General features: G+C 71.3%; 21 protein-coding genes and 1 pseudogene. 13 read left to right on the forward strand and 9 right to left on the reverse strand.

Annotation, left to right across the window (positions count from 1 at the left end; translation table 11 throughout):
* The first annotated feature begins 220 nt into the window (after window positions 1-220).
* Window positions 221-1,522 (forward strand): universal stress protein, encoded by a 1,302-nt coding sequence (locus tag ACN28I_RS32815; protein ID WP_420945846.1) that lies wholly within the window; start codon window positions 221-223, stop codon window positions 1,520-1,522.
* 15 nt (window positions 1,523-1,537) lie between these two features.
* Here the strand turns inward: ACN28I_RS32815 and ACN28I_RS32820 are convergent, their stop codons facing one another.
* Both ACN28I_RS32820 and ACN28I_RS32825 read right to left on the reverse strand, forming a co-directional pair.
* Entirely contained in the window at window positions 1,538-2,206 is a 669-nt protein-coding gene (locus ACN28I_RS32820) for a metallophosphoesterase (protein ID WP_420945847.1), read from the reverse strand.
* Window positions 2,207-2,208: 2 nt separating this feature from the next.
* Window positions 2,209-3,180, reverse strand: a complete 972-nt coding sequence (locus ACN28I_RS32825) for a lysophospholipid acyltransferase family protein (RefSeq protein ID WP_420945848.1) — start codon at window positions 3,178-3,180, stop codon at window positions 2,209-2,211.
* 97 nt (window positions 3,181-3,277) lie between these two features.
* Here ACN28I_RS32825 and ACN28I_RS32830 point away from each other — a divergent pair, with 97 nt between their 5' ends.
* Together ACN28I_RS32830 and ACN28I_RS32835 are read left to right on the forward strand one after the other, a co-directional pair.
* Window positions 3,278-6,022, forward strand: a complete 2,745-nt coding sequence (locus ACN28I_RS32830; protein WP_420945849.1) for a M1 family metallopeptidase — start codon at window positions 3,278-3,280, stop codon at window positions 6,020-6,022.
* 159 nt (window positions 6,023-6,181) lie between these two features.
* Window positions 6,182-6,409, forward strand: coding sequence for a hypothetical protein (locus ACN28I_RS32835; RefSeq protein ID WP_420945850.1), 228 nt, complete (start codon window positions 6,182-6,184; stop codon window positions 6,407-6,409).
* A gap of 12 nt (window positions 6,410-6,421) precedes the next feature.
* On the opposite strand, the gene ACN28I_RS32840 is transcribed toward ACN28I_RS32835, so the two are convergent.
* Window positions 6,422-7,171, reverse strand: a complete 750-nt coding sequence (locus ACN28I_RS32840) for an enoyl-CoA hydratase (RefSeq protein WP_420945851.1) — start codon at window positions 7,169-7,171, stop codon at window positions 6,422-6,424.
* Window positions 7,172-7,369: 198 nt separating this feature from the next.
* On the opposite strand from ACN28I_RS32840, the gene ACN28I_RS32845 reads away from it, so the two are divergent.
* The 3 genes from ACN28I_RS32845 (at window position 7,370) to ACN28I_RS32855 (ending at window position 9,119) form a co-directional block, all read left to right on the forward strand.
* Window positions 7,370-8,065 (forward strand): DUF1361 domain-containing protein, encoded by a 696-nt coding sequence (locus tag ACN28I_RS32845; RefSeq protein WP_420945852.1) that lies wholly within the window; start codon window positions 7,370-7,372, stop codon window positions 8,063-8,065.
* Between the two features lie 135 nt (window positions 8,066-8,200).
* The gene (locus ACN28I_RS32850; RefSeq protein WP_420945853.1) at window positions 8,201-8,566 is read left to right on the forward strand and encodes a DUF1778 domain-containing protein; all 366 of its coding nucleotides are present in this window, start codon (window positions 8,201-8,203) and stop codon (window positions 8,564-8,566) included.
* A gap of 235 nt (window positions 8,567-8,801) precedes the next feature.
* A complete protein-coding gene (locus tag ACN28I_RS32855; protein ID WP_420945854.1) occupies window positions 8,802-9,119 on the forward strand; it encodes a GNAT family N-acetyltransferase in 318 nt (105 codons plus the stop codon).
* A gap of 114 nt (window positions 9,120-9,233) precedes the next feature.
* On the opposite strand, the gene ACN28I_RS32860 is transcribed toward ACN28I_RS32855, so the two are convergent.
* Complete coding sequence (locus tag ACN28I_RS32860) at window positions 9,234-10,154, reverse strand: ribose-phosphate diphosphokinase (protein ID WP_420945855.1); 921 nt, start codon at window positions 10,152-10,154, stop codon at window positions 9,234-9,236.
* A gap of 193 nt (window positions 10,155-10,347) precedes the next feature.
* On the opposite strand from ACN28I_RS32860, the gene ACN28I_RS32865 reads away from it, so the two are divergent.
* The 3 genes from ACN28I_RS32865 to orn all read left to right on the forward strand — a co-directional run bounded on the left by ACN28I_RS32865 (window position 10,348) and on the right by orn (window position 12,385).
* The gene (locus ACN28I_RS32865) at window positions 10,348-11,055 is read left to right on the forward strand and encodes a phosphoribosyltransferase (RefSeq protein ID WP_420945856.1); all 708 of its coding nucleotides are present in this window, start codon (window positions 10,348-10,350) and stop codon (window positions 11,053-11,055) included.
* Window positions 11,052-11,726, forward strand: coding sequence for a dienelactone hydrolase family protein (locus ACN28I_RS32870; RefSeq protein WP_420945857.1), 675 nt, complete (start codon window positions 11,052-11,054; stop codon window positions 11,724-11,726). Before ACN28I_RS32865 ends, ACN28I_RS32870 begins: the two co-directional genes overlap by 4 nt.
* Window positions 11,727-11,812: 86 nt before the next feature.
* Complete coding sequence (gene orn / locus ACN28I_RS32875) at window positions 11,813-12,385, forward strand: oligoribonuclease (RefSeq protein ID WP_420945858.1); 573 nt, start codon at window positions 11,813-11,815, stop codon at window positions 12,383-12,385.
* A 42-nt stretch (window positions 12,386-12,427) separates the two neighbouring features.
* Here the strand turns inward: orn and ACN28I_RS32880 are convergent, their stop codons facing one another.
* The 3 genes and pseudogenes from ACN28I_RS32880 to ACN28I_RS32890 all read right to left on the reverse strand — a co-directional run bounded on the left by ACN28I_RS32880 (window position 12,428) and on the right by ACN28I_RS32890 (window position 15,977).
* Window positions 12,428-12,784, reverse strand: coding sequence for a response regulator (locus ACN28I_RS32880; protein ID WP_420945859.1), 357 nt, complete (start codon window positions 12,782-12,784; stop codon window positions 12,428-12,430).
* Window positions 12,781-14,310 (reverse strand): RAD55 family ATPase, encoded by a 1,530-nt coding sequence (locus ACN28I_RS32885; protein WP_420945860.1) that lies wholly within the window; start codon window positions 14,308-14,310, stop codon window positions 12,781-12,783. Before ACN28I_RS32885 ends, ACN28I_RS32880 begins: the two co-directional genes overlap by 4 nt.
* Before the next feature lie 94 nt (window positions 14,311-14,404).
* Window positions 14,405-15,977 (reverse strand): annotated as a pseudogene (locus tag ACN28I_RS32890) (class I adenylate-forming enzyme family protein).
* A 97-nt stretch (window positions 15,978-16,074) separates the two neighbouring features.
* Between ACN28I_RS32890 and ACN28I_RS32895 the strand changes: the two are divergent.
* The 4 genes from ACN28I_RS32895 to ACN28I_RS32910 all read left to right on the forward strand — a co-directional run bounded on the left by ACN28I_RS32895 (window position 16,075) and on the right by ACN28I_RS32910 (window position 18,542).
* Window positions 16,075-16,296 carry a DUF3185 family protein gene (locus ACN28I_RS32895; RefSeq protein ID WP_420945861.1) on the forward strand — a complete coding sequence of 74 codons (222 nt, stop codon included), beginning with the start codon at window positions 16,075-16,077 and terminating at the stop codon, window positions 16,294-16,296.
* A gap of 153 nt (window positions 16,297-16,449) precedes the next feature.
* Window positions 16,450-17,541, forward strand: a complete 1,092-nt coding sequence (locus ACN28I_RS32900) for a GRAS family protein (RefSeq protein ID WP_420945862.1) — start codon at window positions 16,450-16,452, stop codon at window positions 17,539-17,541.
* 3 nt (window positions 17,542-17,544) lie between these two features.
* Window positions 17,545-18,036, forward strand: coding sequence for a CinA family protein (locus tag ACN28I_RS32905; RefSeq protein ID WP_420945863.1), 492 nt, complete (start codon window positions 17,545-17,547; stop codon window positions 18,034-18,036).
* A 116-nt stretch (window positions 18,037-18,152) separates the two neighbouring features.
* Entirely contained in the window at window positions 18,153-18,542 is a 390-nt protein-coding gene (locus tag ACN28I_RS32910; protein WP_420945864.1) for a hypothetical protein, read from the forward strand.
* Between the two features lie 45 nt (window positions 18,543-18,587).
* Here the strand turns inward: ACN28I_RS32910 and ACN28I_RS32915 are convergent, their stop codons facing one another.
* Together ACN28I_RS32915 and ACN28I_RS32920 are read right to left on the reverse strand one after the other, a co-directional pair.
* A complete protein-coding gene (locus tag ACN28I_RS32915) occupies window positions 18,588-19,997 on the reverse strand; it encodes a S8 family peptidase (protein ID WP_420945865.1) in 1,410 nt (469 codons plus the stop codon).
* Window positions 19,969-20,157, reverse strand: a complete 189-nt coding sequence (locus tag ACN28I_RS32920; RefSeq protein WP_420945866.1) for a hypothetical protein — start codon at window positions 20,155-20,157, stop codon at window positions 19,969-19,971. The genes ACN28I_RS32915 and ACN28I_RS32920 overlap by 29 nt, the downstream gene beginning before the upstream one ends.
* Window positions 20,158-20,160 lie beyond the last annotated feature (3 nt).

Genomic DNA, 20,160 nt, shown 5'->3' on the forward strand with positions numbered 1-20,160 from the left:
CGATGCGGGAAGTCCGAGCCGGGTGCCAGGGCCGTCCGCCCGTGCGCTCCGAGGGCGGGCACGCAGGCTTTGCGGTGCGCTCCGCGGGGTGCGCAGCTTTTACCCGGGCCACGAGGGTGCGAATTGTCCCACCCCAGGAGAGACGGGTGGCTAGAGTGCCCGGCACGGGACGTGAACCGACTCATCGAGCCAGGGCCCGAGGGCCCGAGCGGGAGCAGCCATGACCATCCTTTGTGCCACGCACTTCTCGGACGCCGCGCAGCGAGCGGCCACGGCCGCGGCGGAGCTCGCGCGGAAGCTGGATGAGCCTCTCTTCCTGGTGCACGTGCTGCCGGGCGACCTGGCGAGGGCCTTCGGGCAGACGCTGCGGGACACGGCGACGTCGGCGCTGATGGACGAGGTGCGGCGGCTGGAGAAGCTGGGGGCGAGGGTGAGCCACCAGGTGCTGACGGGCGAGCCGGCCGAGGAGCTGGGGCGTTTCGCGCACGAGAAGGGGGCGGGGCTGGTGGTGACGGCGGGGCCGACGAGTGCCTCGCCCTTCCTGGGGGTGGGAGGCACGGTGGACCGGCTGGCCACGGCGTTGCCGGTGCCGCTGCTGGTGGTGCGCGAGGCGGAGCCCTTCGAGGCGTGGGTGAAGGGGACGAGGCCGCTGAAGGTGATGGTGGGGGTGGACCGCTCGCTGCCCTTCGAGGCGGCGCGTGACTGGCTGCAGGGCCTGCGTCGGTACGGCCCGGTGGAGGTGGTGGCCGGGCGCATCTTCTGGCCGCACGAGGAATACCAGCGGATGGGGCTGGCGCAGCCGCCGTCTTACCAGGACGTGTCGCCCGAGCTGCGGCACGCGCTGGAGAAGGAGGTGCGCTCGCTGGTGTCGCCGCTGGAGACGATGGGGCAGCAGCCGGCGCGGCTGCGGGTGGAGCCGGGGGTGGGGCGCATCGCGGACCACCTGGTGGCGCTGGCGGCGGAGGAGCAGGTGGACCTGCTGGTGGTGGGCACGCACCAGCGGCGCGCGTTGGGCAAGCTGTGGAGCGTGTCGCACCACGCGCTGCGGCTGGCGAAGATGTCGGTGGTGAGCGTGCCGGTGTCGATGGCGGCCCGGGGCTCGGCGGCGCCGATTCCCCCGCTGCGCTCGGTGCTGGTGGCCACGGACTTCTCGGACGCGGCCAACCGGGCCATTCCGTATGCCTTCTCGCTGCTGCCCAACGGGGGCACGGTGTACGTGGTGACGGTGGGGGAGAATCCGCAGCAGGCGATTGAGCAGGAGCGGGACTGGCGGCAGCGGCTGCATCAGTTGCTGCCCCGGGACGCGGATGCCCAGGGACGCAAGGTGCAGGTGGAGGTGCTGGCGGGCCAGGACGTGGCGACGGTGCTGCTCAAGGCCGCGGAGCGGTTCTCCGTGGACGTCATCTGTCTGGGCACCCACGGGCGCTCGGGGTTGAAGAAGGCGGTGATGGGCTCGGTGGCCAAGGAGGTCACGTCGCGCGCCGACCGGCCCGTGCTGGTGATCCGTCCGCCCGAGGGGTGACGGCCGCCCCTCGGCTCACGGAGGCCCGTCGAGCTCCATGTACACGCGCCTGGCCTTCACCGCGTAGAAGCGGCCCTCGGGCAGCACGTACGCGGTGAGCTCCCTGCCGTAGACGCAGCCCGAGTCCAGTCCAATCGCATACGGGTAGCGCTGCACGCCTCGCAGCGCGTCGTGGCCGAAGATGATGAGCTCCGGCCCCTTCCACAGGCTCGCCCACGGGGCGCCCGCTTCCATCTTCTTCGACGGCGCTCCGTCCGGCGTGATGCTGCGCAGGTTGAGCATCAGCTCCGGCTTCTGCTCCTCCAGGGGCACGCCGGGCACCAGGCCTCCGTGCACCACGCGCACGTTCAGCTCGGGGAAGTGGCGGTGCAGGGGCAGCGACTCGAGGTACGCCCAGTCCTCGTCCTCCAGCGTGTCGAGCACCTGCTTGTGCTCGGGCTTGAGCTTCTTGCCCTCGGGCATCTTCCCCGCGCGCCAGCGCAGCACGTGCTCGTCGTGGTTGCCGCGCACCGCGAGCATCCCGCGCTCCCTCGCCCGGCGCACCACGCCCGCCGAGTCCGGGCCCTTCGCCACCAGGTCGCCCACCAGCACCACCCGGTCTCCCCGGCGGTGGCCGCACGCGTGCAGCAGCGCGTCCAACTCCTCCGCGCAGCCGTGCACGTCTCCGATGAAGAGGGTCCGCATCGTCACGCTTCCGGCGGCGGCTGCACCTTCCAGCGCCGGTGCAGCCACAGCCACTGATCCGGGTAGCGCCGCACGTACTTCTCCAGCACCGACGTCACCGCCGCCGTGTGCGCCGTGATGGCGTCCTGCTCGCCCAGGCCCTCGGGCGGAAGAATCGGCCCCTCCACCTCCAGCCGCAGCTTCTGCCCGCTCTCGTCGCGAATCCCCATCACCACGAACACGGGCGCTCCCGTGCGCTGGGCCACCACCGCCATCGCCGGCGTGGTGGACGCGGGCCGGCCGAAGAAGGGCACGAACACCGCCGCCTTCGCCGGCAGTGACTGGTCGAGCAGCATCAGCACCGTCTCGCCCAGCCGCACGGCCTCCTGGGCCTCGGCGATGGCGCCCTTGGGGTAGATGAGCCCCGCGCCCGCGGCGAGCCGGTTGTCGACAATCCGCATGTTGAGCGCGCCCTTCAGCGGGCGCACCAGCGCGTTGAGCGGAATGCCCCGGCGCAGCAGCATCTTCCCCGCGCGCTCCCAGTTGCCGAAGTGCGCCGTCACCAGCAGCGCGCCCTGCCCCTTGGCGATGTTGGCCTGGAGCGCCGCCCACGCCTCGCCCTTCACCTCGGGCTCCTCCCAGTGGGTGTTCACGTGGTCCTTCTCGTCGATGGACTCGAGCACCACGCGCGCCATGGTGATGTAGGCCCCGAGCGCAATCTTGCGGCGCTCGGCGTCGCTCATGTCCGGCCAGGCGTGCGTCAGGTTCTCCAGGGCCACCCGGAGGCGGATGCCCAGGGTGAACGCCAGCCAGCCCACGAAGCGGGCGAGCGAGTCCTTCAGGGAGGCGGGCAGCGCGCACACCGCGTCCATCACCCGGTTGGCGAGCCACCCCACCACGGGAGACGGGCGCTCTCCGAGCACCTGGACGAGCCGGGCGGGCGGGAGCGGGAGGGGAAGGCGCTGGGACTCGGGGGACGGAGCGGGGACGGACACGGCGGCGCACTCCACCCGGAAGTGAGGTGGCAGGCAAGGGGGGCTCCCACTGACCGTCGCTACCCTGCCTGCCCGTCCTGGGCTAGACCCTGGGCCCATGTCCAGAACGACCCGACGCGCTTCGTTCGCCCTCCTGGCCGCCCTGACGGCTTGCGGGGCCCGCCAGCCCGTTCCCACCCCGGATGCCGTCCCCGCCGCCTCGTCGAGCCCCGTGGTGCGGACGGTGGCCGTGTCCCGGCCCGCGCCTGTCTCGCCCTCCCTGCGCCTGCCCACGCAGGTGCGCCCCACGGGCTACACCGTGGAGCTCACGCTGGACCCTTCGGCCCCCGCCTTCCAGGGCGTGGTGGACATGGACCTGGAGGTGAAGGAGGCCGCCGAGGCCCTCTGGCTCCACGGCCGCCACCTCACCGTGCGCGAGGCGACCCTCACGGCGGAGGGCCGCTCCGAGGCCCTCACCCCGGTGAAGGGCAAGGGGGACTTCCTCGGCTTCGTCCCGGCGCGCCCGCTGAAGCCCGGCGCCGCGCACCTGCGCATCGTCTACGAGGGGCAGCTCTCCGAGCGGGAGACGACGGGCGCCTTCCGCGCCCAGGACGAGGGCGCGTGGTACGCCTACACCCAGTTCGAGCCGCTCGGCGCGCGGCGCGTCTTCCCGTGCTTCGACGAGCCGGGCTTCAAGGTGCCCTGGCAGCTCACCTTCCACGTGCCCGCGGGCAACGTGGCCGTCACCAACACCCCGCTGGTGAACGAGGAGCCGCGCGCCTCGGGCGGCACCACCTTCCGCTTCGCCCGCACGCAGCCGCTGCCCAGCTACCTCATCGCCTTCGGCGTGGGCCCCTTCGACTTCCTCGAGGCGAAGCCCTCGGGAGAGAAGGCGGTGCGCACCCGCATCGTCACCCCGAAGGGCCGTGCCGGCGAGGGTGCCTACGCCGCGAAGGTGACGCCGGAGATTCTCGGCCACCTGGAGCGCTACTTCGGCACGTCCTACCCGTACGAGAAGCTGGACGTGCTCTCGGTGCCGCTGCTCGGCGGCGCCATGGAGCACCCGGGCCTGGTGACGTTCAACTCGCAGCTCATCCTGTCCAGGTCCGGCGAGGACTCGCTGGGCCGGCAGCGCCGCTTCTACAACGTGCAGACGCACGAGCTGGCGCACCAGTGGTTCGGCAACCTCGTCACCCTGGCGTGGTGGGACGACCTGTGGCTCAACGAGGCCTTCGCCACCTGGGCGACGCCGCGCACCGTCGAGTCGGCCCAGCCCTCGTGGGACGCCCCCATCGAGCGGGTGCGGGGCCGCTCGTACGCGCTGGGCGCCGACAGCCTGGTGACGGCGCGCCGCATCCGCCAGCCCATCCGGAGCGAGGATGACATCCGCAACGCCTTCGACGGCATCACCTACGGCAAGGGCGCCGCGGTGCTGGCCATGGTGGAGGGCTGGCTGGGCCGGGACGTCTTCCAGCGCGGCGTGCAGCGCCACCTGCGGGCCCACGCCCACGGCAACGCCACCGCGAAGGACTTCCTCGACGCCCTGTCCGCCGAGGCGGGCCAGGACGTGTCCGGCGTGCTGGGCTCCTTCCTGGACCAGGGCGGCGCGCCGCTCGTCACCACGCGGCTGGACTGCTCGGGCAAGGTGCCGGTGGTACGGCTCTCGCAGAGCCGTTTCCTGCCGCTGGGCTCCTCGGGTGACGCGAAGCAGGAGTGGAAGGTGCCCCTGTGCGTGCGCTACGGCTCGGCCAAGGGCACCGGCCGCGCCTGCACGGTGCTGGAGGGCGAGTCGGCCGAGCTGGCCCTGCCCGAGGCGAAGGCGTGCCCCACCTGGGTGCTGCCCAACGCGGACGGCGCCGGCTACTTCCGCACCTCGCTGGACACGCAGATGCTGGGCCGGTTGCTCTCCACCGGGAGCCGCCAGCTCTCGCGCGCCGAGCGCGTGGCCCTCATCGGCGACGTGCAGGCGCTGGTGAACGCCGGGGCGATGCCGGCCGCGGACGCGCTCGGCCTGCTGCCGGGCCTGGCCGGGGAGAAGGACCGGCAGGTGTTCCAGGCGTCGCTGGAGCTGCTGGGCATGCTCCGGCCCGCGCTGCTCTCGGATGCGCGCCAGGCGGACCGGCAGCGCTTCCTGCGGGACACGTATGGGGCGCGGGCGCGGGCGCTCGGCTTCACCCCGCGGGCCAACGAGGACGAGGACACCCGGCTGCTGCGGCCCCTGTTGCTGGGCATCGCGGGCGAGCAGGGCGGGGACGCGAAGCTGGTGGCCGAGGCGAAGCGGCTGACGCAGCAGTGGCTGGCGGACAGCAAGGCGATCGCGCCGGAGCTGGTGCGCGCCACGCTGGGCATCGCCTCCGCGCATGGGGACGCCGCGCTGCACGGCAAGCTGATGACGGCCATGCGCTCGGAGAAGGAGCGCCACAAGCGCGAGCAGCTCATCGACGCGCTGGGAGGCTTCCGGGATTCGGCGCTGGTGCGGGAGAACCTGAAGCTGCTGCTGGAGCCGTCGGTGGACCTGCGCGAGGCGGGGGATCTGCTCTTCGGCGCGGCCTGGGACGTGCGCTCGCGGGACGAGGCCTACGCCTTCGTGAAGGAGCACTACGACGTGCTGGCGGCGCGGCTGCCGGAGGAGCGGGTGGATGGGCTGGCGTGGACGGCCGCCTCCTACTGCGATCCGGTGCACCGCCAGGAGGCCGCGGCCTTCTTCACCGAGCGCATGGAGCGCGCGCCCGGGGGAACCCGCACGCTGGCGCAGGTGTTGGAGGGGATGGACCTGTGCATCGCCTTCAAGGCGGCGCAGGGCTCCAGCCTCGAGTCCTTCCTCGCCTCGCCGAGGAAGGTGCCGGCCCGCACCGGCCGCTGAGCGCTGTTGCCCCGAGGACAGACAGGGCTTTCCGGGTTTTGGGTGGAAAACAGATTCTCCAGCCAGAGCCCGGCTGCCTTGACGGTCCAGGTGGGGGGTGCCTAGCCTCTTCACCCGGAGTAGCGGTTTCCGGAGTAGAGGTCCCCCTCGGAGGCGACGATGGCGTACGCGACGGACGACGGCCTGTCTCCCCTGGTGGTTCCCCAGTCGTCTCCCTCGGAGGAGACGACGTCGGGGGAGGGTCCGCAGCGACCCAGCCTGCCACGGACTCCACCGCGGGTATGGCCGCCGGTGTCACCGGCGGACATGGGGCGGGTGGTGAGGCGGCTGAAGCTGACGGCCGAGCGCCTGCGGGACGCGCAGCCGCTGCTGGAAGGCGCGGCGTAGGGGCGCGGCGCCCTACTTCTTCTTGGACAGGAAGGCGTTGAAGGCCTCGCGGGCCTCGGCGGAGCCGAGCCGTTGGATGAAGAGAGCGCCCTCGCGCGAGAGGGCGTCGTCCACGGTGGCGCGCAGGGGCTCGCGCAGCAGCCGTTTGGTGAGGCGCAGGGACTCGACGGGCTTGGCGGCGAGCGCGGCGGCGCGCTGCTGGACCACCTCGGCGAGACGGGCCTCGGGCACCACCTGATTGACGATACCGGCGCGCAGGGCGGTGGCGGCGTCGAAGGGCTCGCCGAACATGAGCAGCTCGGAGGCGAGCGCCAGGCCGGCGACGCGGGGCAGCAGCACGCTGGAGGCGCCCTCGGGGCTGAGGCCGAGGTTGACGAAGGGCATGCTGAAGACGGCGCGCTCGGAGGCGGCGACGTAGTCACAGTGCAGCAGCAGGGTGGTGCCGATGCCCACGGCCACGCCGTCCACGCCGGCCACGACGGGGCGCGAGTGGTGGGCGAGGGCGGCCAGGAAGCGGAAGACGGGGCTGCTCTCGCCGGTGGGCGGGTGCTCGAGGAAGTCCTTCAAATCGTTGCCCGCGGTGAAGGCCCCGGCCGCGCCGGTGAGGACGACGACGCGCACGGCGTCGTTGGTATCGGCCTCGACGAGGGCGCGGGCGGCCGAGTCGTACATCTCGCCGGTGAAGGCGTTCTTCTTCTGGGGGCGGTTGAAGGTGAGGGAGAGGACTCCGGCTTCGAGGCTCGTGAGCAGCGTGTCGGACATGGCGGGGAGATTAACCGGAGGGAGGGGGAATGGCCCGGGGCTTGCTCTGTCCCCCGGGCGGATGCCATCCGGCCCTGCCGATGTGTCTCGCTGTCTCCGAGTGACCACGGTTGGCGTGCCGTTGTGTCAACCGGGGAGGCGGGGACGTGGGGAGGGCCGGACACACCCGTGGCCTTGGGGCCACACCCGGTGAACACCATGACGACCTCGCGCTCCAGAGTGCTGCCCCTCCTGCGTCACCACGGACTGTTGCCGGTGCTGCTCAGCAGCACGGTGGCGGTGGTGATGCTCCACTTCCGGCTGGAGTGGAGCGGGAAGAAGAGCTTCATCTTCCTCGTGTGGAACCTGTTCCTGGCGTGGGTGCCGTATGGGATTGCCCTGCTGGCGGGGCTGCTGCATGCGCGAGGGCGGGGGCGGTGGTGGAACCTGCTGCCGCTGGGAGGGGCGTGGCTGCTGGCGTTTCCGAACGCGCCGTACCTGCTCACGGACTTCATCCACCTGAAGCCGAGGCCGGGCGTGCCGATGTGGTTCGACGCGGCGATGCTGGCGAGCTTCGCGGCGACGGGGTGGCTGCTGGGGTTGTTGTCGCTGGAGGTGTGGAAGCGGCTGTTGGAGGAGCGGTGGGGACGGGTGGCGGCGTGGGCCGGGGTGCTGGCGGTGTCGGTGCTGTGCGGCTACGGCATCTACCTGGGACGCTTCGAGCGGTGGAATAGCTGGAACGTGCTGAACCGGCCCGGGTCGCTCTTCGCGGCGGTGGTGGACCATCTGCGCGAGCCGACGGCGTACCGGTGGCTGGTGTGGACGACGGTGGTGTTCGCGGGACTGGTGCTGCTCTCGTATCTCGTCTTCGAGACGCTGGTGCAGCGGCGCCGGACGGAGCGGGCCCGGGCGTGAGGAGACGACAACGTCGGGCGGGTGGGCAGGCGACAGAGCGCCCGGGCCGGATTGATCTGGAACTTCCCGGAGATTACCCTCGAATGTGAGGGAGAATTCCGTGGAGCACGCCTGCTTCTCGGGGAGAGAGCACCCATGAGCCGACTGGAAGCAACCGTTCCGGAAGCACGTCTGGAGCAGGTGAACCACCTGGAGGAAGAGCTCGGGATGAGCAAGAGCCAGATCATCGATGAGGCCCTGAGCCTGTTCTTCAAGACGGTGATGGAGTTGAAGCAGGGGTGGCGGATCGCGTTTCTCGACGCCAACTCCCAGCGTGTGCGCGAGTTCACCAGCCCCGCGTTGACCCAGGTGGAGTGGGCCACCCGTCGTGAGCGCATCGTCCTGGCGGATGCGGACTTCGACCGCGTACAGAAGCTGCTGGAGAACCCGCCTGGACCGACTCCTGCATTGAAGGAGGCCGTCGCGAGACGAAACAAGCGGAAGCGCGGGAAAGAGGGGTGAGGCCATCGCTGAATTCGAGACCCAGGCGTTCACGCGCGAGGACGGTGCCAGCGGTTTCGAATCCGGTTCGACGGAACTGGACGTCTTCTTCCGGACCCAGGCGGGGCAGAACCAGCGCCGGGGCTCCAGCCGCACGTGGGTCCTGCGGCGTCCCGATGACAGGCCGGAACTGCCGCGTGTCCTCGGCTTCTACACGCTGACCCTGGGGAGTCTGGAGCGGGCGTCCCTCCCCGCGATGCTCTCCAAGGGACTCCCGCCGAGGTATCCCGTCCCGCTCATCATCCTTGGACGGCTGGCCCGGCATGTGGGTGTGCGCGGTCAGGGCTACGGAGAGCGCCTCTTGCTCGATGCGCATGAGCGTGCCTTGGAGATCAGCGAGCACGCCGGTGGAGTGGCCGTCGTCGTGGATGCGAAAGACGAGGCCGCGGCCATGTTCTATGCGCGGTTCGGGTACCAACAACTCGAGCTTGCTACGGAAGGGAACTGGCCCCGCCGGATGCTCCTGGCCCTGTCCGATATCCGGAAGGCGAACGAGGAGGCCTCCGGCGAATGATTCCATGCGTCGGTGGACGTGAGGCTCCTCGGGAGTCTTCCGGCCGCGAGCGGCGCCAACTGGTCCAACAATCGGACCAGTTGATGAACCGCGCGCCCGGGAGGTCTCCCTCCGTCAGCGCGGGCGCACGTGGGACGTGACGCGGCAGATGGCGTCGGCGAGCAGTGGGGCGAGGCTCACCACCTCGTGCTGGAAGGGCAGCCCCTTGGGGGGCACCACGCTGTCGGTGGAGATGAGGCGGCGGATGGGCGCCTTGCTCAACCGCTCCACCGCGGGGCCCACCAGCAGCGCGTGCGTGGCCACCACGGTGATGTCGTCGGCGCTGCCCGCCTCGAGCACCGCTTCCGCCGTCGCCGCGATGGTGCCCGCGGTGGAGATGAGATCATCCACGATGATGGGCCGCAGCCCGCGCACCTCGCCCACCAGCCCGCGGACGTTCACCTCGGAGCCACTCGTCCGGCTCTTGTGCACGATGGCCAGCGGCAACTCGAGCTGGCGCGCATACCGCTCGGCCAGCTTCACCGCGCCGAGGTCCGGGGACACCACCACCGCGCCCGGGCCCGCGTAGGGGCGCACGGCCTCGGCCAGCATCGTGCCCGCGTTGAGGTGCTCCAGCGGCACGGTGAAGCACCCCTCCAGCGAGGCCGTGTGGAGGTTCACCGCCATCAGCCGGTCGAAGTGCCCGCGCACCAGCAGGTCCGCCACCAGCTTGCCGCCGAGCGCCTCGCTGGGACTCGCGCGCCGGTCCTGCCGCGCGTAGCCGAAGTAGGGCAGCACCGCCATGATCCGCCCAGCGCCCCCGCGCCAGCACGCGTCCGCCATCAGCAGCAGCTCCAGCAGGTTCTCGCCCACGGGAGGCACGGTGGGCTGGATGATGCACACGTTGCGCCCGCGCACGTCCTCGCCGAGCTCCACATGCAGCTCTCCATCCGGGAAGCGCTCGAGCTTGCAGTCACCGAGGGGACTTCCGAGCGCCCAGGCGAGTGCTTCGCCCAGGGGGCGGTTCGCGGTGCCGCTGAAGACGGTCAGCTCCATGATCCCCTCCGCAGTGCGCCGGGCCGGACTGGCCGGGGCGGCTGCCAGACATCATTGCTCATTCCGGCCGGACATGGATGGGGGATTCGCGCACCCGAGCCGAGAGGGCGGCCCGGCCCTCGGTGGAGCGCCGGGAGCCAATGGCGTGCGCCGTGCTTCTCCTAGAGGGGAGACCTTCGCCCCGGGAGGACCGATGCGCTTTCGGAACAGGACGGATGCGGGCCGGCAGTTGGCGGACCTGCTGACGGAGTATGGGGCCGAATCCCCCCTGGTGCTCGGCCTGCCGCGAGGCGGGATTCCGGTGGCGTACGAGGTGGCCCGGAAGCTCGGGGCGCCGTTGGACGTGTGGGTGGTGCGCAAGGTGGGCGCGCCGGGGCAGCCGGAGCTGGGACTGGGGGCGGTGGCCGAGGGCGGGGCGCTCTTCCTGGACCGGGAGATGATGCGCTCGCTGGGCTTCTCCGAGACGGAGGTGATGCAGACGGCCGAGCGCGAGGCGCAGGAGGTGATGGTCCGCATCGGCCGGTTCCGGGGCGCGCATCCCGCGCCGGAGATTTCAGGCCGCACGGTCATCCTGGTGGACGACGGCGTGGCCACGGGCGGCACGGTGCGGGCGGCCATCCGGGCGCTGAGGACGCTGCGCCCGCGAAGCATCGTGCTCGCGGTGCCGGTGGGGGCGGTGGAGTCCCTGGACTCGCTGCGGCCCGAGGTGGACGACGTGGTCTGCGTACACCCGGCCGAGTTCATGCAGCTCGGTGGGCGAGTTCTACGACGACTTCCGGCAGACCTCCGACGAGGAGGTGCAGGCGGTGCTGGCGCGGGTGCGGAGGCAGCAGGGGCCCGAGGCGGCGATGAACGCCGGGGACGGATGGTGGGTCTGAGCGGCGGAGGAGGAGCGACATGACGGTGGAACGGGAAGTCGAGGTGCTTGCGGGAGGGGTGAGGCTCGGCGGGACGCTCGCGGTACCGGACGGGGCGCAGGGGCTGGTCATCTTCGCGCACGGCAGTGGGAGCAGCCGGTACAGCCCGCGCAACCGGTACGTGGCGTACACGTTGCGGACGGCGGGGTTGGGGACGCTGCTGTTCGACTTGCTGACGGAGGACGAGGAAGCCGAGGACGACGAGACGGCGGCGCTGCGCTTCGACATCGGCTTCCTGGCGAGGCGCTTGGGGGAGGTGACGGACTGGGTGTTCGCGCATCCGGAGTTGAGCCGGCTGCGGGTGGGCTACTTCGGTTCGAGCACGGGGGCGGCGGCGGCGCTGGTGGCGGCGGCGGAGAAGCCGGAGGCGATCGGCGCGGTGGTGTCGAGGGGAGGACGGGCGGACCTGGCGGGGGGCGCGCTGCGGCGGGTGCTGGCGCCGACCCTGCTCATCGTGGGAGGGGCGGACGACATCGTCCTGGAGTTGAACCACCGGGCGCTGGATCAGATGACCGCGCCGAAAGCGCTGGAGGTGATTCCGGGAGCGACGCACCTGTTCGAGGAGCGAGGCGCCCTGGAGCGGGTGGCGGGGCTGGCGGCGGGCTGGTTCACGCGCTTCCTCGGCTCGACGCTGGAGGCCGAGTCGAGACCCTGACACGCAAGACATTCTCTCCGGCTGAGAGAGGGACGGGGTGAGGGTATCCGTCCCCGTTCTGAAAACCCGGGTTACACTGAGCGCCCATGCCCGCACCGACCCCGCCCCTGTGTCTCGTCTGGCTCGATCTGGAGATGACCGGACTGGACCCCGACGAATCGGCCATCATCGAGATTGGCGTCATCATCACGGGACCGGACCTGGTGCCGAAGGCGGAGATGGAGCGGGTCATCTGGCAGCCGGACGAGGTGCTGGGGCGGATGGAGCCGGTGGTGCGCGAGATGCACACGCGCAACGGGCTGCTCAAGAAGGTGCGCGACTCGCAGACGTCGCTGCGGGTGGCCGAGCGGGACATCACCGGGCTGGTGGCGCAGCACTGCGGGATGAACGAGGGCATCCTCTGCGGCAACTCCATCCACACGGACCGGCGCTTCCTGGTGAAGTACATGCCGATGCTGGAGCGCTACCTGCACTACCGGCAGGTGGACGTGACGAGCATCAAGGTGCTGGGCAACGCGTGGTTCCCGGACATGGTGCCGCTCAAGAAGACGCAGTCGGGGCACACGGCGCTGGCGGACCTGCGCGCGAGCATCGCCGAGCTGACGCACTACCGCACGCACCTGTTCCGCGCGGCCACGGGCGGCCAGGGCGGTAGCTAGACCCTCACCCCCGCCCTCTCCCAGGGGGAGAGGGAGCGCACCTCAGTGGCCCTTGCTCAGCTCGGCGGCCACGGTGTCCAGCAGGTCATCGAGCTCGAAGGGCTTGGCCAGGAAGCGACTGCCCTGCAGCTCCGATTTGGACACGCGGCCGGCGCTCATCACCACCACGGGGGTGGCGCGCAGCTCCGGGTCCTCCTTGAGCCGGCGCAGCATCTCCTGGCCGTCCATCACCGGCATCATCAAGTCGAGCAGGATGAGGTCCGGCCGGTCCTTGCGCACATGGTCCAGGCCCTCGGCCCCGTTGGCGGCGGTGGACACCTCGTACCCCTCCACCGAGAGGATGTCGGTGAGGGCCTCGAGGATGGCCACCTCGTCGTCCACGATGAGGAGCTTGCTCATGCGCGGCTCCGCTTCCGGGAGGGCAGGCGCCGCACCGCCTTCTTGAGGCGCGAGCGCTTGGATTTCACATTCAGCGGCCGGGCCAGTCCGGTGAGGATGGCCTCGGCGCTCTCGAAGGTCTCGGCCACGTCGATGCCCCGAGTCGAGATGGAGAACTCGCGCAGCGCGGGTTGGTAGTCGCTCTCGCGCATCTTGAGGATGGACAGCATCCGGTAAAGCTGGGAGCGGAGCTCCACATACCGGAGGAACAGGATGTTGTCGACGATGCCCTCCACGCCTTCCAGCTTCGTCTCCAGCTGGGGACCGAAGAGCACCGGGGTCTGCTGGGTCATCAGGAGGGTGACCCCGCGCGAGCGCAGCGTGTTGACGAACGCGGTGAGGAAGCCCGGGGTCCGTGTGGGGTCCAGCGGCTCCTGGAGGAAGTGCTCCAGGCCGTCGAGGACGAGCCGCCGCGCCCGGTGGCGCTCCGCCAGGCCCAGCAACTCCTGCGCCAGCGCATCCGGCAGGGACTCCACCGCCGCCCGCGTCTCCACCACCAGCCGGCCCGTGTCCACCCAGGGCCTCAGCTCCAGGCCCACGTGGGAGGCCTTCGCCAGCAGCCTCGGGAGCGTCTCCATGAAGCCGTAGTAGAGACCGGGCTCGCCCTGGCGCGCGCCGCTCTCCAGGAAGTGCAGCCCCAGCAGCGTCTTGCCGATGCCCGGCGAGCCCATCAGCAGCGTGGACGAGTGGGGCAACACCCCGCCCTGCATCATCTCGTCCATCCGCGCCACGCCGAAGCCCAGCCGCCGCTCCGGCTCCAGCTCCTCCTGGGGCGGGTGGGGGTAGAGGCTCTCCAGGCGCGGGTAGATGGCGAGCCCGTTCTCGTTGATGTCGAAGCTGTGCCGGCCGAGGAGCTGGGCCTCGCCGCGCAGCTTCGTCACCTCCACGGTGCGCACCACCCGGAGCCCGCGCTGCTGCATCTCCAGCACCAGCACTCCATCCACCATGGCGTACTGGGGGTCGGCCACGTTCTCCTGCCGGTTGGTGACCACCAGCGTGGTGCAGCCGGCCAGTGCGTTGTGCACCGCCAGGGAGTGGAGGAACTCGCGGAAGGCCAGCACCGAGCCGGCGCTCTCCTGCGCCGCCATCAGCCCATCCACCACCATCACCGTGGCCTGGTGCTCGCGCACCGAGCGGTAGAGCAGCCGCGCCAGCCCGTCGAGCCCCTCGGCCTTGAGGGGGGCGTAGCCGCTCACGTAGTGCAGCGCCTGGCCGATGACGTCGCGCCGGAAGAACTTCATGCGGCGCAGGTGCATCATCATCGTCCCGTGGGACTCGGACAGCATGGTGACGAAGACGGCCCTCCCGCCGCCGGCCACGTGCGAGAAGCAGAGCTGGTTGCCCAGGATGGTCTTCCCCGTCCCCGGTGCGCCGCTGACCATATAGGTGCCACCATGGAGCCACCCGCCCTTGAGCAGGGCGTCCAGGCCGGTGGACCCGGTCGGCACCCGGCGAGCGGACTCCTTGGACTGCTCGGCTTCGTTCACGCTCCCCATTCTCCTCTCCGCCCGTCGGACACTACTGGTCCTGCTTACGTCCCGAGAAGAATTCCGTTGCGAGTGTCTGCCTGTGCCCGAACGCTCACGGCTCTGTTGGCTTCTGGACGCTCGAGGGGGAGGTGTGGGGCTGGAGGCGCTCGCGCAGCAGGTGTTTCTGCACCTTGCCGAGCGCGTTGCGGGGCAGGGCGTCGGCGAACTCGACGCGGCGGGGCTTCTTGAAGCTGGCGAGCCGATCCTTGCAGAAGTCGGCGAGGGCCTGCGCCGTGGGAGCGGGAGCGCGCGGGACGACGACGGCCACCACCTGCTCGCCGAAGTCCGGGTCCGGCAGGCCGAGCACCGCCACCTCGGCGACGCCCGGGTGCGTGGCGAGCACCTCCTCCACCTCGCGCGGGTACACGTTGAAGCCGCCGCTGATGATGAGCTCGCGCGCGCGGCCCGTAATCCGGAAGTAGCCGCCGCTGTCCCTCAGGCCGAGGTCGCCGGTGCGGAACCAGCCCTCGGCGTCGAAGGACTCGGCGGTGGCGTCCGGGCGCTGCCAGTAGCCGGCGAAGACGTGGGGGCCGCGCACCTCGATTTCACCCGTCTCCCCCTCCGGCAGGGGCTGGCGGGTGCGCACGTCCACCACGCGGGCTTCCTGGCCGGGGTAGGGCATGCCCACGGTGCCGGGGCGCCGCTCGCCCTCGTAGGGGTTGGTGGTGTTCATGAGGGTTTCCGTCATGCCGTAGCGCTCGAGGATGCGCTGGCCGAACGTCTCCTCCACGTCGTGGAAGAGCTGGGGACTGAGCGGGGCGGAGCCGGAGACGAGCAGGCGCAGGGGGCGCGGGCGCACGCCGGTGCGGCGGGTCTCCTCGACGAGCCGGCCGTACATGGTGGGCACGCCGAAGAACATCGTCAGTGAGGTGTCCTCCTGGAGGGCGGAGAGCACCTCGGAGGCGGCGAAGCGGCGGCGCAGGTCCACGCTGCCGCCGGAGTAGAGCGTGCCGTGCAGGCCCACCATGAGGCCGTGGGTGTGGAAGAGCGGGAGGGTGAGCAGGAGCCTGTCCTGCTCCGTCCAGCGCCAGGCCTCGGTGACGGCGCGCACGTTGGCGAGCAGGTTGCGGTGCAGCAGCATGGCGCCCTTGGAGCGGCCGGTGGTGCCCGAGGTGTAGCCGAGCACGGCGAGCTGCTCGCCCCGGGGCAGGGGCAGTCCGGCGCTGGCGTCCCCCTCGGCGAGGAGCGCGTCGAAGTCCACGGCGGGCCACGGCACGGGGGCACTGAGCGGCTCCACGGTGACGAGCCACTCCAGCGTGGGGAGCTGGGCCTTCAGCGGGGCGAAGCTCGGCGGCGCCCGCGGCCCCGGTGACGCAGGTGCGCGCCCCGGCGTCGGAGAGGATGTGGCCGAGCTCCACCTGGCGGTACTGGGTGTTGACGAGGACGACGACGCCCCCGGCGTATTGGGTGCCCAGGTAGGCGATGACGAAGGCGGGGCTGTTCTCCAGGAAGAGGGCCACGCGCTCCCCGGGTTTCACGCCCCGGCGCTGGAGGGCGCTGGCGAAGGCGGCGACGCGGCCGGCGAGCTGTCCGGCGGTGAAGCGCTGCTGCTCGAAGTCCAGGACGGGCCGCCCGGGCGTCTGGCGGGCGCGGGTGAGGAAGGTCTCGAGGAGGGAGGTCGCCATGGGCGCGGAAGCTACCCCCGGGGGGCCCGTTCCGCACTAACCTGCACCGCGGCGCCGGGAGTCCCCGGCCCGTTCAACACCATCGAGGGGAAACGCCGTGGGGATCGCCCGCATCATCGGATTCATGCTCATCGTCGCCGGTGCCTTCTTCCTGGCGAGTGCCTACCGCGCCACCGGCTCGCTCCCGGAGCGCGCCATGGAGACCTTCACCGGCCGCTATTCCGAGCGCACCCAGCGCGACCTGGCCCTCGGCGCCGCGGGGGTGGTGGGTGGCGTGCTGCTCATCGCCTTCGGGGGTGGAGGCCGCCGCCGCCGCTAGCGCGTTTGTCCGATCCAATCGGACCCCTTCACCTCAAGTCCCCTTCGCGCAGGAGCGACGTCGGACCGGGTCGGTAAATACCCGGTATGGACGGAAACCCCTGAAACCAGGAAGATTCAGTGGATCGGACTGGGAGGGGGGGAGGGAGCAGACGTGGGTTCGGAGAAATACTCGTTGCTCACCCGTGCCCTGGAGGAGCTCCAGACGGGACAGGCGGCCGCGGCGCGGCGTTCGCTCGCGGCGCTCACGCGGATGCTGGACGTGGACGCGGTAGCGGAGGACATGCAGTACTTCCTCTTCGCCACGGCGCTCGCCCGGCGGGTGGGTGTGGGCGACGCGCAGCAGATGAACCTCTACCTGCGCCGCTTCGAGCTGCCGCAGATCTCCCTCTTCAACCTGGTGGCCGAGCGGCTCCCCATGGTGGGGCTGGCGGGACGAATCGCCAACGATTTGCTGCGGGGGCTGCTCGAGGGCCACGAGGAGGCCACGCTCATCGACGTGGGCCTGGGCACGGGGCGGCAGGAGGTGGCGCTGCTGCGAGGGCTGGCCGAGTCCGGCGCCCCGCTCCGGCGGCTCACCGTGGTGGGCGTGGAGCCGGATCCCGAGAGCCTGCGTCAGGCGCGGGCGGCGCTCACGGCCACCGCCGGGGAGCTCGGCATCACCCTGCGCTTCCGGGGCATCCCCAAGGTCATCGAGGCGCTCGACGAGGACGACTGGGGCCTGCTGCGCGACACGCCCGGGCTGCGGCTGGTGCACTCGGCCTTCGCCCTGCACCACATGGCCGCGGGGGTGGACCGGCAGGACATCTTCCACCGGCTGCGTGCGGTGGAGCCCGCCGCCGTGGTGCTGGTGGAGCCGAATTCGGACCATGCCACCGACTCGCTGCTCGAGCGCTTCCACAATGCGTGGCACCACTTCTCCCACAACTTCGAGCTGGTGGACGAGCTGGGCCTGCCCGAGCGCGAGCGCAACGGCATCAAGCTCTTCTTCGGCCGCGAGTTCGAGGACATCCTCGGCGCGGTGGACGACTCGCAGCGCTATGAGCGGCACGAGCGGGTGGAGACGTGGGGCCACCGGCTGTGGACGGCGGGCTTCACGCCGGCGCCGGCCGGGAGGCTCGCGGGCGGCTGGTCCTTCCCACACCCCGAGGTGCACATCCGCCCGGGGCCGGGCTACGTGGGCGTGGGCTACAAGAAGGAGACGCTGGTGACGGTCCTGTGTGCCACCACGGAAGCGGGCCGCTGAGCCATGGGGCCTCCGCTGGAGGAGCGGGCGCGCCGCGTGTTGGAGGCCTGCCGGAGCGCGGGCGTGCGGCTGGCGTTGGCCGAAGCGTCCACCGGGGGCCTCGTGTCCGCGTGCCTCACGGACATCCCCGGGGCGTCGGCCGTGGTGGAGCGCGGCTTCATCCCCTACTCGAACGAGGCCAAGACGGAGCAGCTCGGCGTGCCGGTGGAGCTGATGGTGGCCCACGGGGCGGTGAGCGAGCCGGTGGCGCTCGCGCTGGCACGTGGCGCGCTGGAACGCTCCCATGCCGGCCTGGCGCTCGGGGAGACGGGCATCGCGGGCCCCACGGGGGGCACGGAGAGCAAGCCCGTGGGACTCGTCTACCTCGCGGTGGCCCGGCGCGGAGGTGAGTCCCTGTGTGAGCGTCACGTCTTCACGGGGAACCGGGCGGAGATCCGCCGGGCGGCGGCGGCGCGAGGGTTGGAGCTGTTGCTCTCCCTCGTGGAGAGACGCTGATTACCCGACAGGGCGGGTAGGGAGTCACCGCTCCCAGGGCGAGGAATGGTAGGCTCCGCCTCGCTTCAATCCCCCCCATTCTCCCTCTGTTCCCCCCTCACGGAAGGAGCGTCGCCGTGTACAGGATCGACGTCGACCGGCAGCACACCATCATCGAGCTCGTCCTGGACGGGCTCATCCGCCCCGACGAGATGACGAGGTTCGTCGAGGAGCTGAAAGCCGCCACGCTGGCCCTGGCCGGGCGGGACATCTTCATCAAGGCGGACATGCGCACCTTCCGGCCCTCGGCGCCGCAGGTGGCGGAGATGCTGCGGGACGTGCAGGGGTTCGGCATCCAGAACGGCGTGAAGCGGGTGGCCGAGATGGTGGAGAGTCCGCTGTCCGCGCTGCAGCTCAACCGGGTGGCGCGCGAGAGCGGGACGGACAAGATCCTCCGCCGCTTCGCCGACGACCAATCGGCGAAGCGTTGGCTCATCTACGGAGACGAGGAAGCGCTCTCCGCGTAGGCCCGGGCGCCGCGGCTCGAGGGAGAGCCGCGGGCCGGGACGTGCTCAGCGGGCGAGCAACTGGGGGATGGCGCCGCGCAGGTCGGGCATCGGGCCGATCTGCTTGGAGCCGGAGGCCTGGGGCGTGCCGGTGGCGCGCAGCAGCTCGCGCAGGGCGCGCGGCTCCAGGGGGCCCATGCCGTTGGCGTTGGCGATGCCCTGCAGGTTGGCCACCGCGCCCACCACGATGGGGGCCGCGCTGGACGTCCCGCTGAAGGTGCCCGTGTACCACCGGTCCTCGCCGGAGCCGGAGAGGTCTCCGTAGCCCAGCGTCACCACCTTCTCGCCCCAGGCGTGCAGGTCCACGCGGCTGCCGTGGTTGGTCCAGCACATGGGGGCGCGGGTATCCGCGGTGGCGGCGCCCACGAAGATGGCGCCCGAGTCGCGCACCGAGCGGTCGAAGGCTCCGCGGTACACGGGGGAGTCCAGGTCCACGCTGCCGTTGCCGGCGGCCTCCACCACGTGCACGCCGCTGGCGGTGGCCTGGGCGATGGCGTCGAAGTTGGCCCGCCAGTACTCCAGCGGCACCTCATCGCACTGGCTGGTGTTGCAGGTGCAGTCGCGGGTGCTGCGAGGCCCCTTGGCCTGGAGCTGCAGCAGCACGATGCCGCCCTTGCCCGCGACCAGCGCCGCGCGGGTGATGGCGCTCGCGATGCTCTGGCCGGCGACACCCTCGTGGCCCACCTGCGCCCCGTGCGCGATGCCCGTGACGCCGTAGCCGTTGGCCTGGCCCGCCATCACTCCCATCACCGCGGTGCCGTGGTTGCGCCAGCCCGCGTCGTTGAACTGCACGCCGCCCGTGTAGAAGAAGCGCGGCAGATCCTCGTGAGCGCCATTCCAGGCGCCCTCCACGTCGACGATCCTCACGCCCGTGCCCGTGCCCCCCGGCACCGTCCAGGCGTAGCGCGCGTCGATGCCGGCGGGAGCCGCGTTCAGGTAGCCCTGCTGTGCCTCATACGTCGCGGTGGTGGCCGGCACGCCGTCCGCCGTGCTGACGCCGAACCAGGCCGGCTCGATGGCCGCCTCGGCGTAGGCGATCTCCACGCTGTCGAGCGCGTTGAGCTGCATCACCAGCTCGTTCACGTCCCCGGCGCGGGTGCCGGGCCGCAGCGGCACCTCGAAGTACAGGTCCAGGTCCGCCATCTCCTTGCCACTGCGCTCCTCGGCCAGGCGCTTGCGCTCGGACAGCGTGAGCTCGTCCTGGCGGAAGAGGCGTCCCGGCGGGCCCATGCGAGGCGTGAGCTCCATCACCTTCAGGGCGGCCGTGAGGTCCACCCTCACCTTGTTCTCCGAGAGCCCGCGCCGTGCCATGCGTCCGTGCTCGGCCCGGTTGCGCTCGGTGGACATCACCCTCAGCGTGCCGCCGCGCACACGCACCCGGGTGCCCTCATGGAACTTCACCACCAGCCGCTGCACCGGCGTCTCCGGCTCGAGCTTCCGGGCTGGTGGGCTTCACGGTGGAGAGCCGCGGATCCAGCACCTTGACGCCGCTGGCCTGCGCGGCCGGAGCCGCCATCAAGCACAAGCCCATCATCAACGTGCGGGTCACGCGGTTCGTGAGAAACGAGGCCTTCATCGT

The organism is Archangium gephyra (assembly GCF_049060025.1).
GTDB lineage: Bacteria > Myxococcota > Myxococcia > Myxococcales > Myxococcaceae > Archangium > Archangium gephyra_A.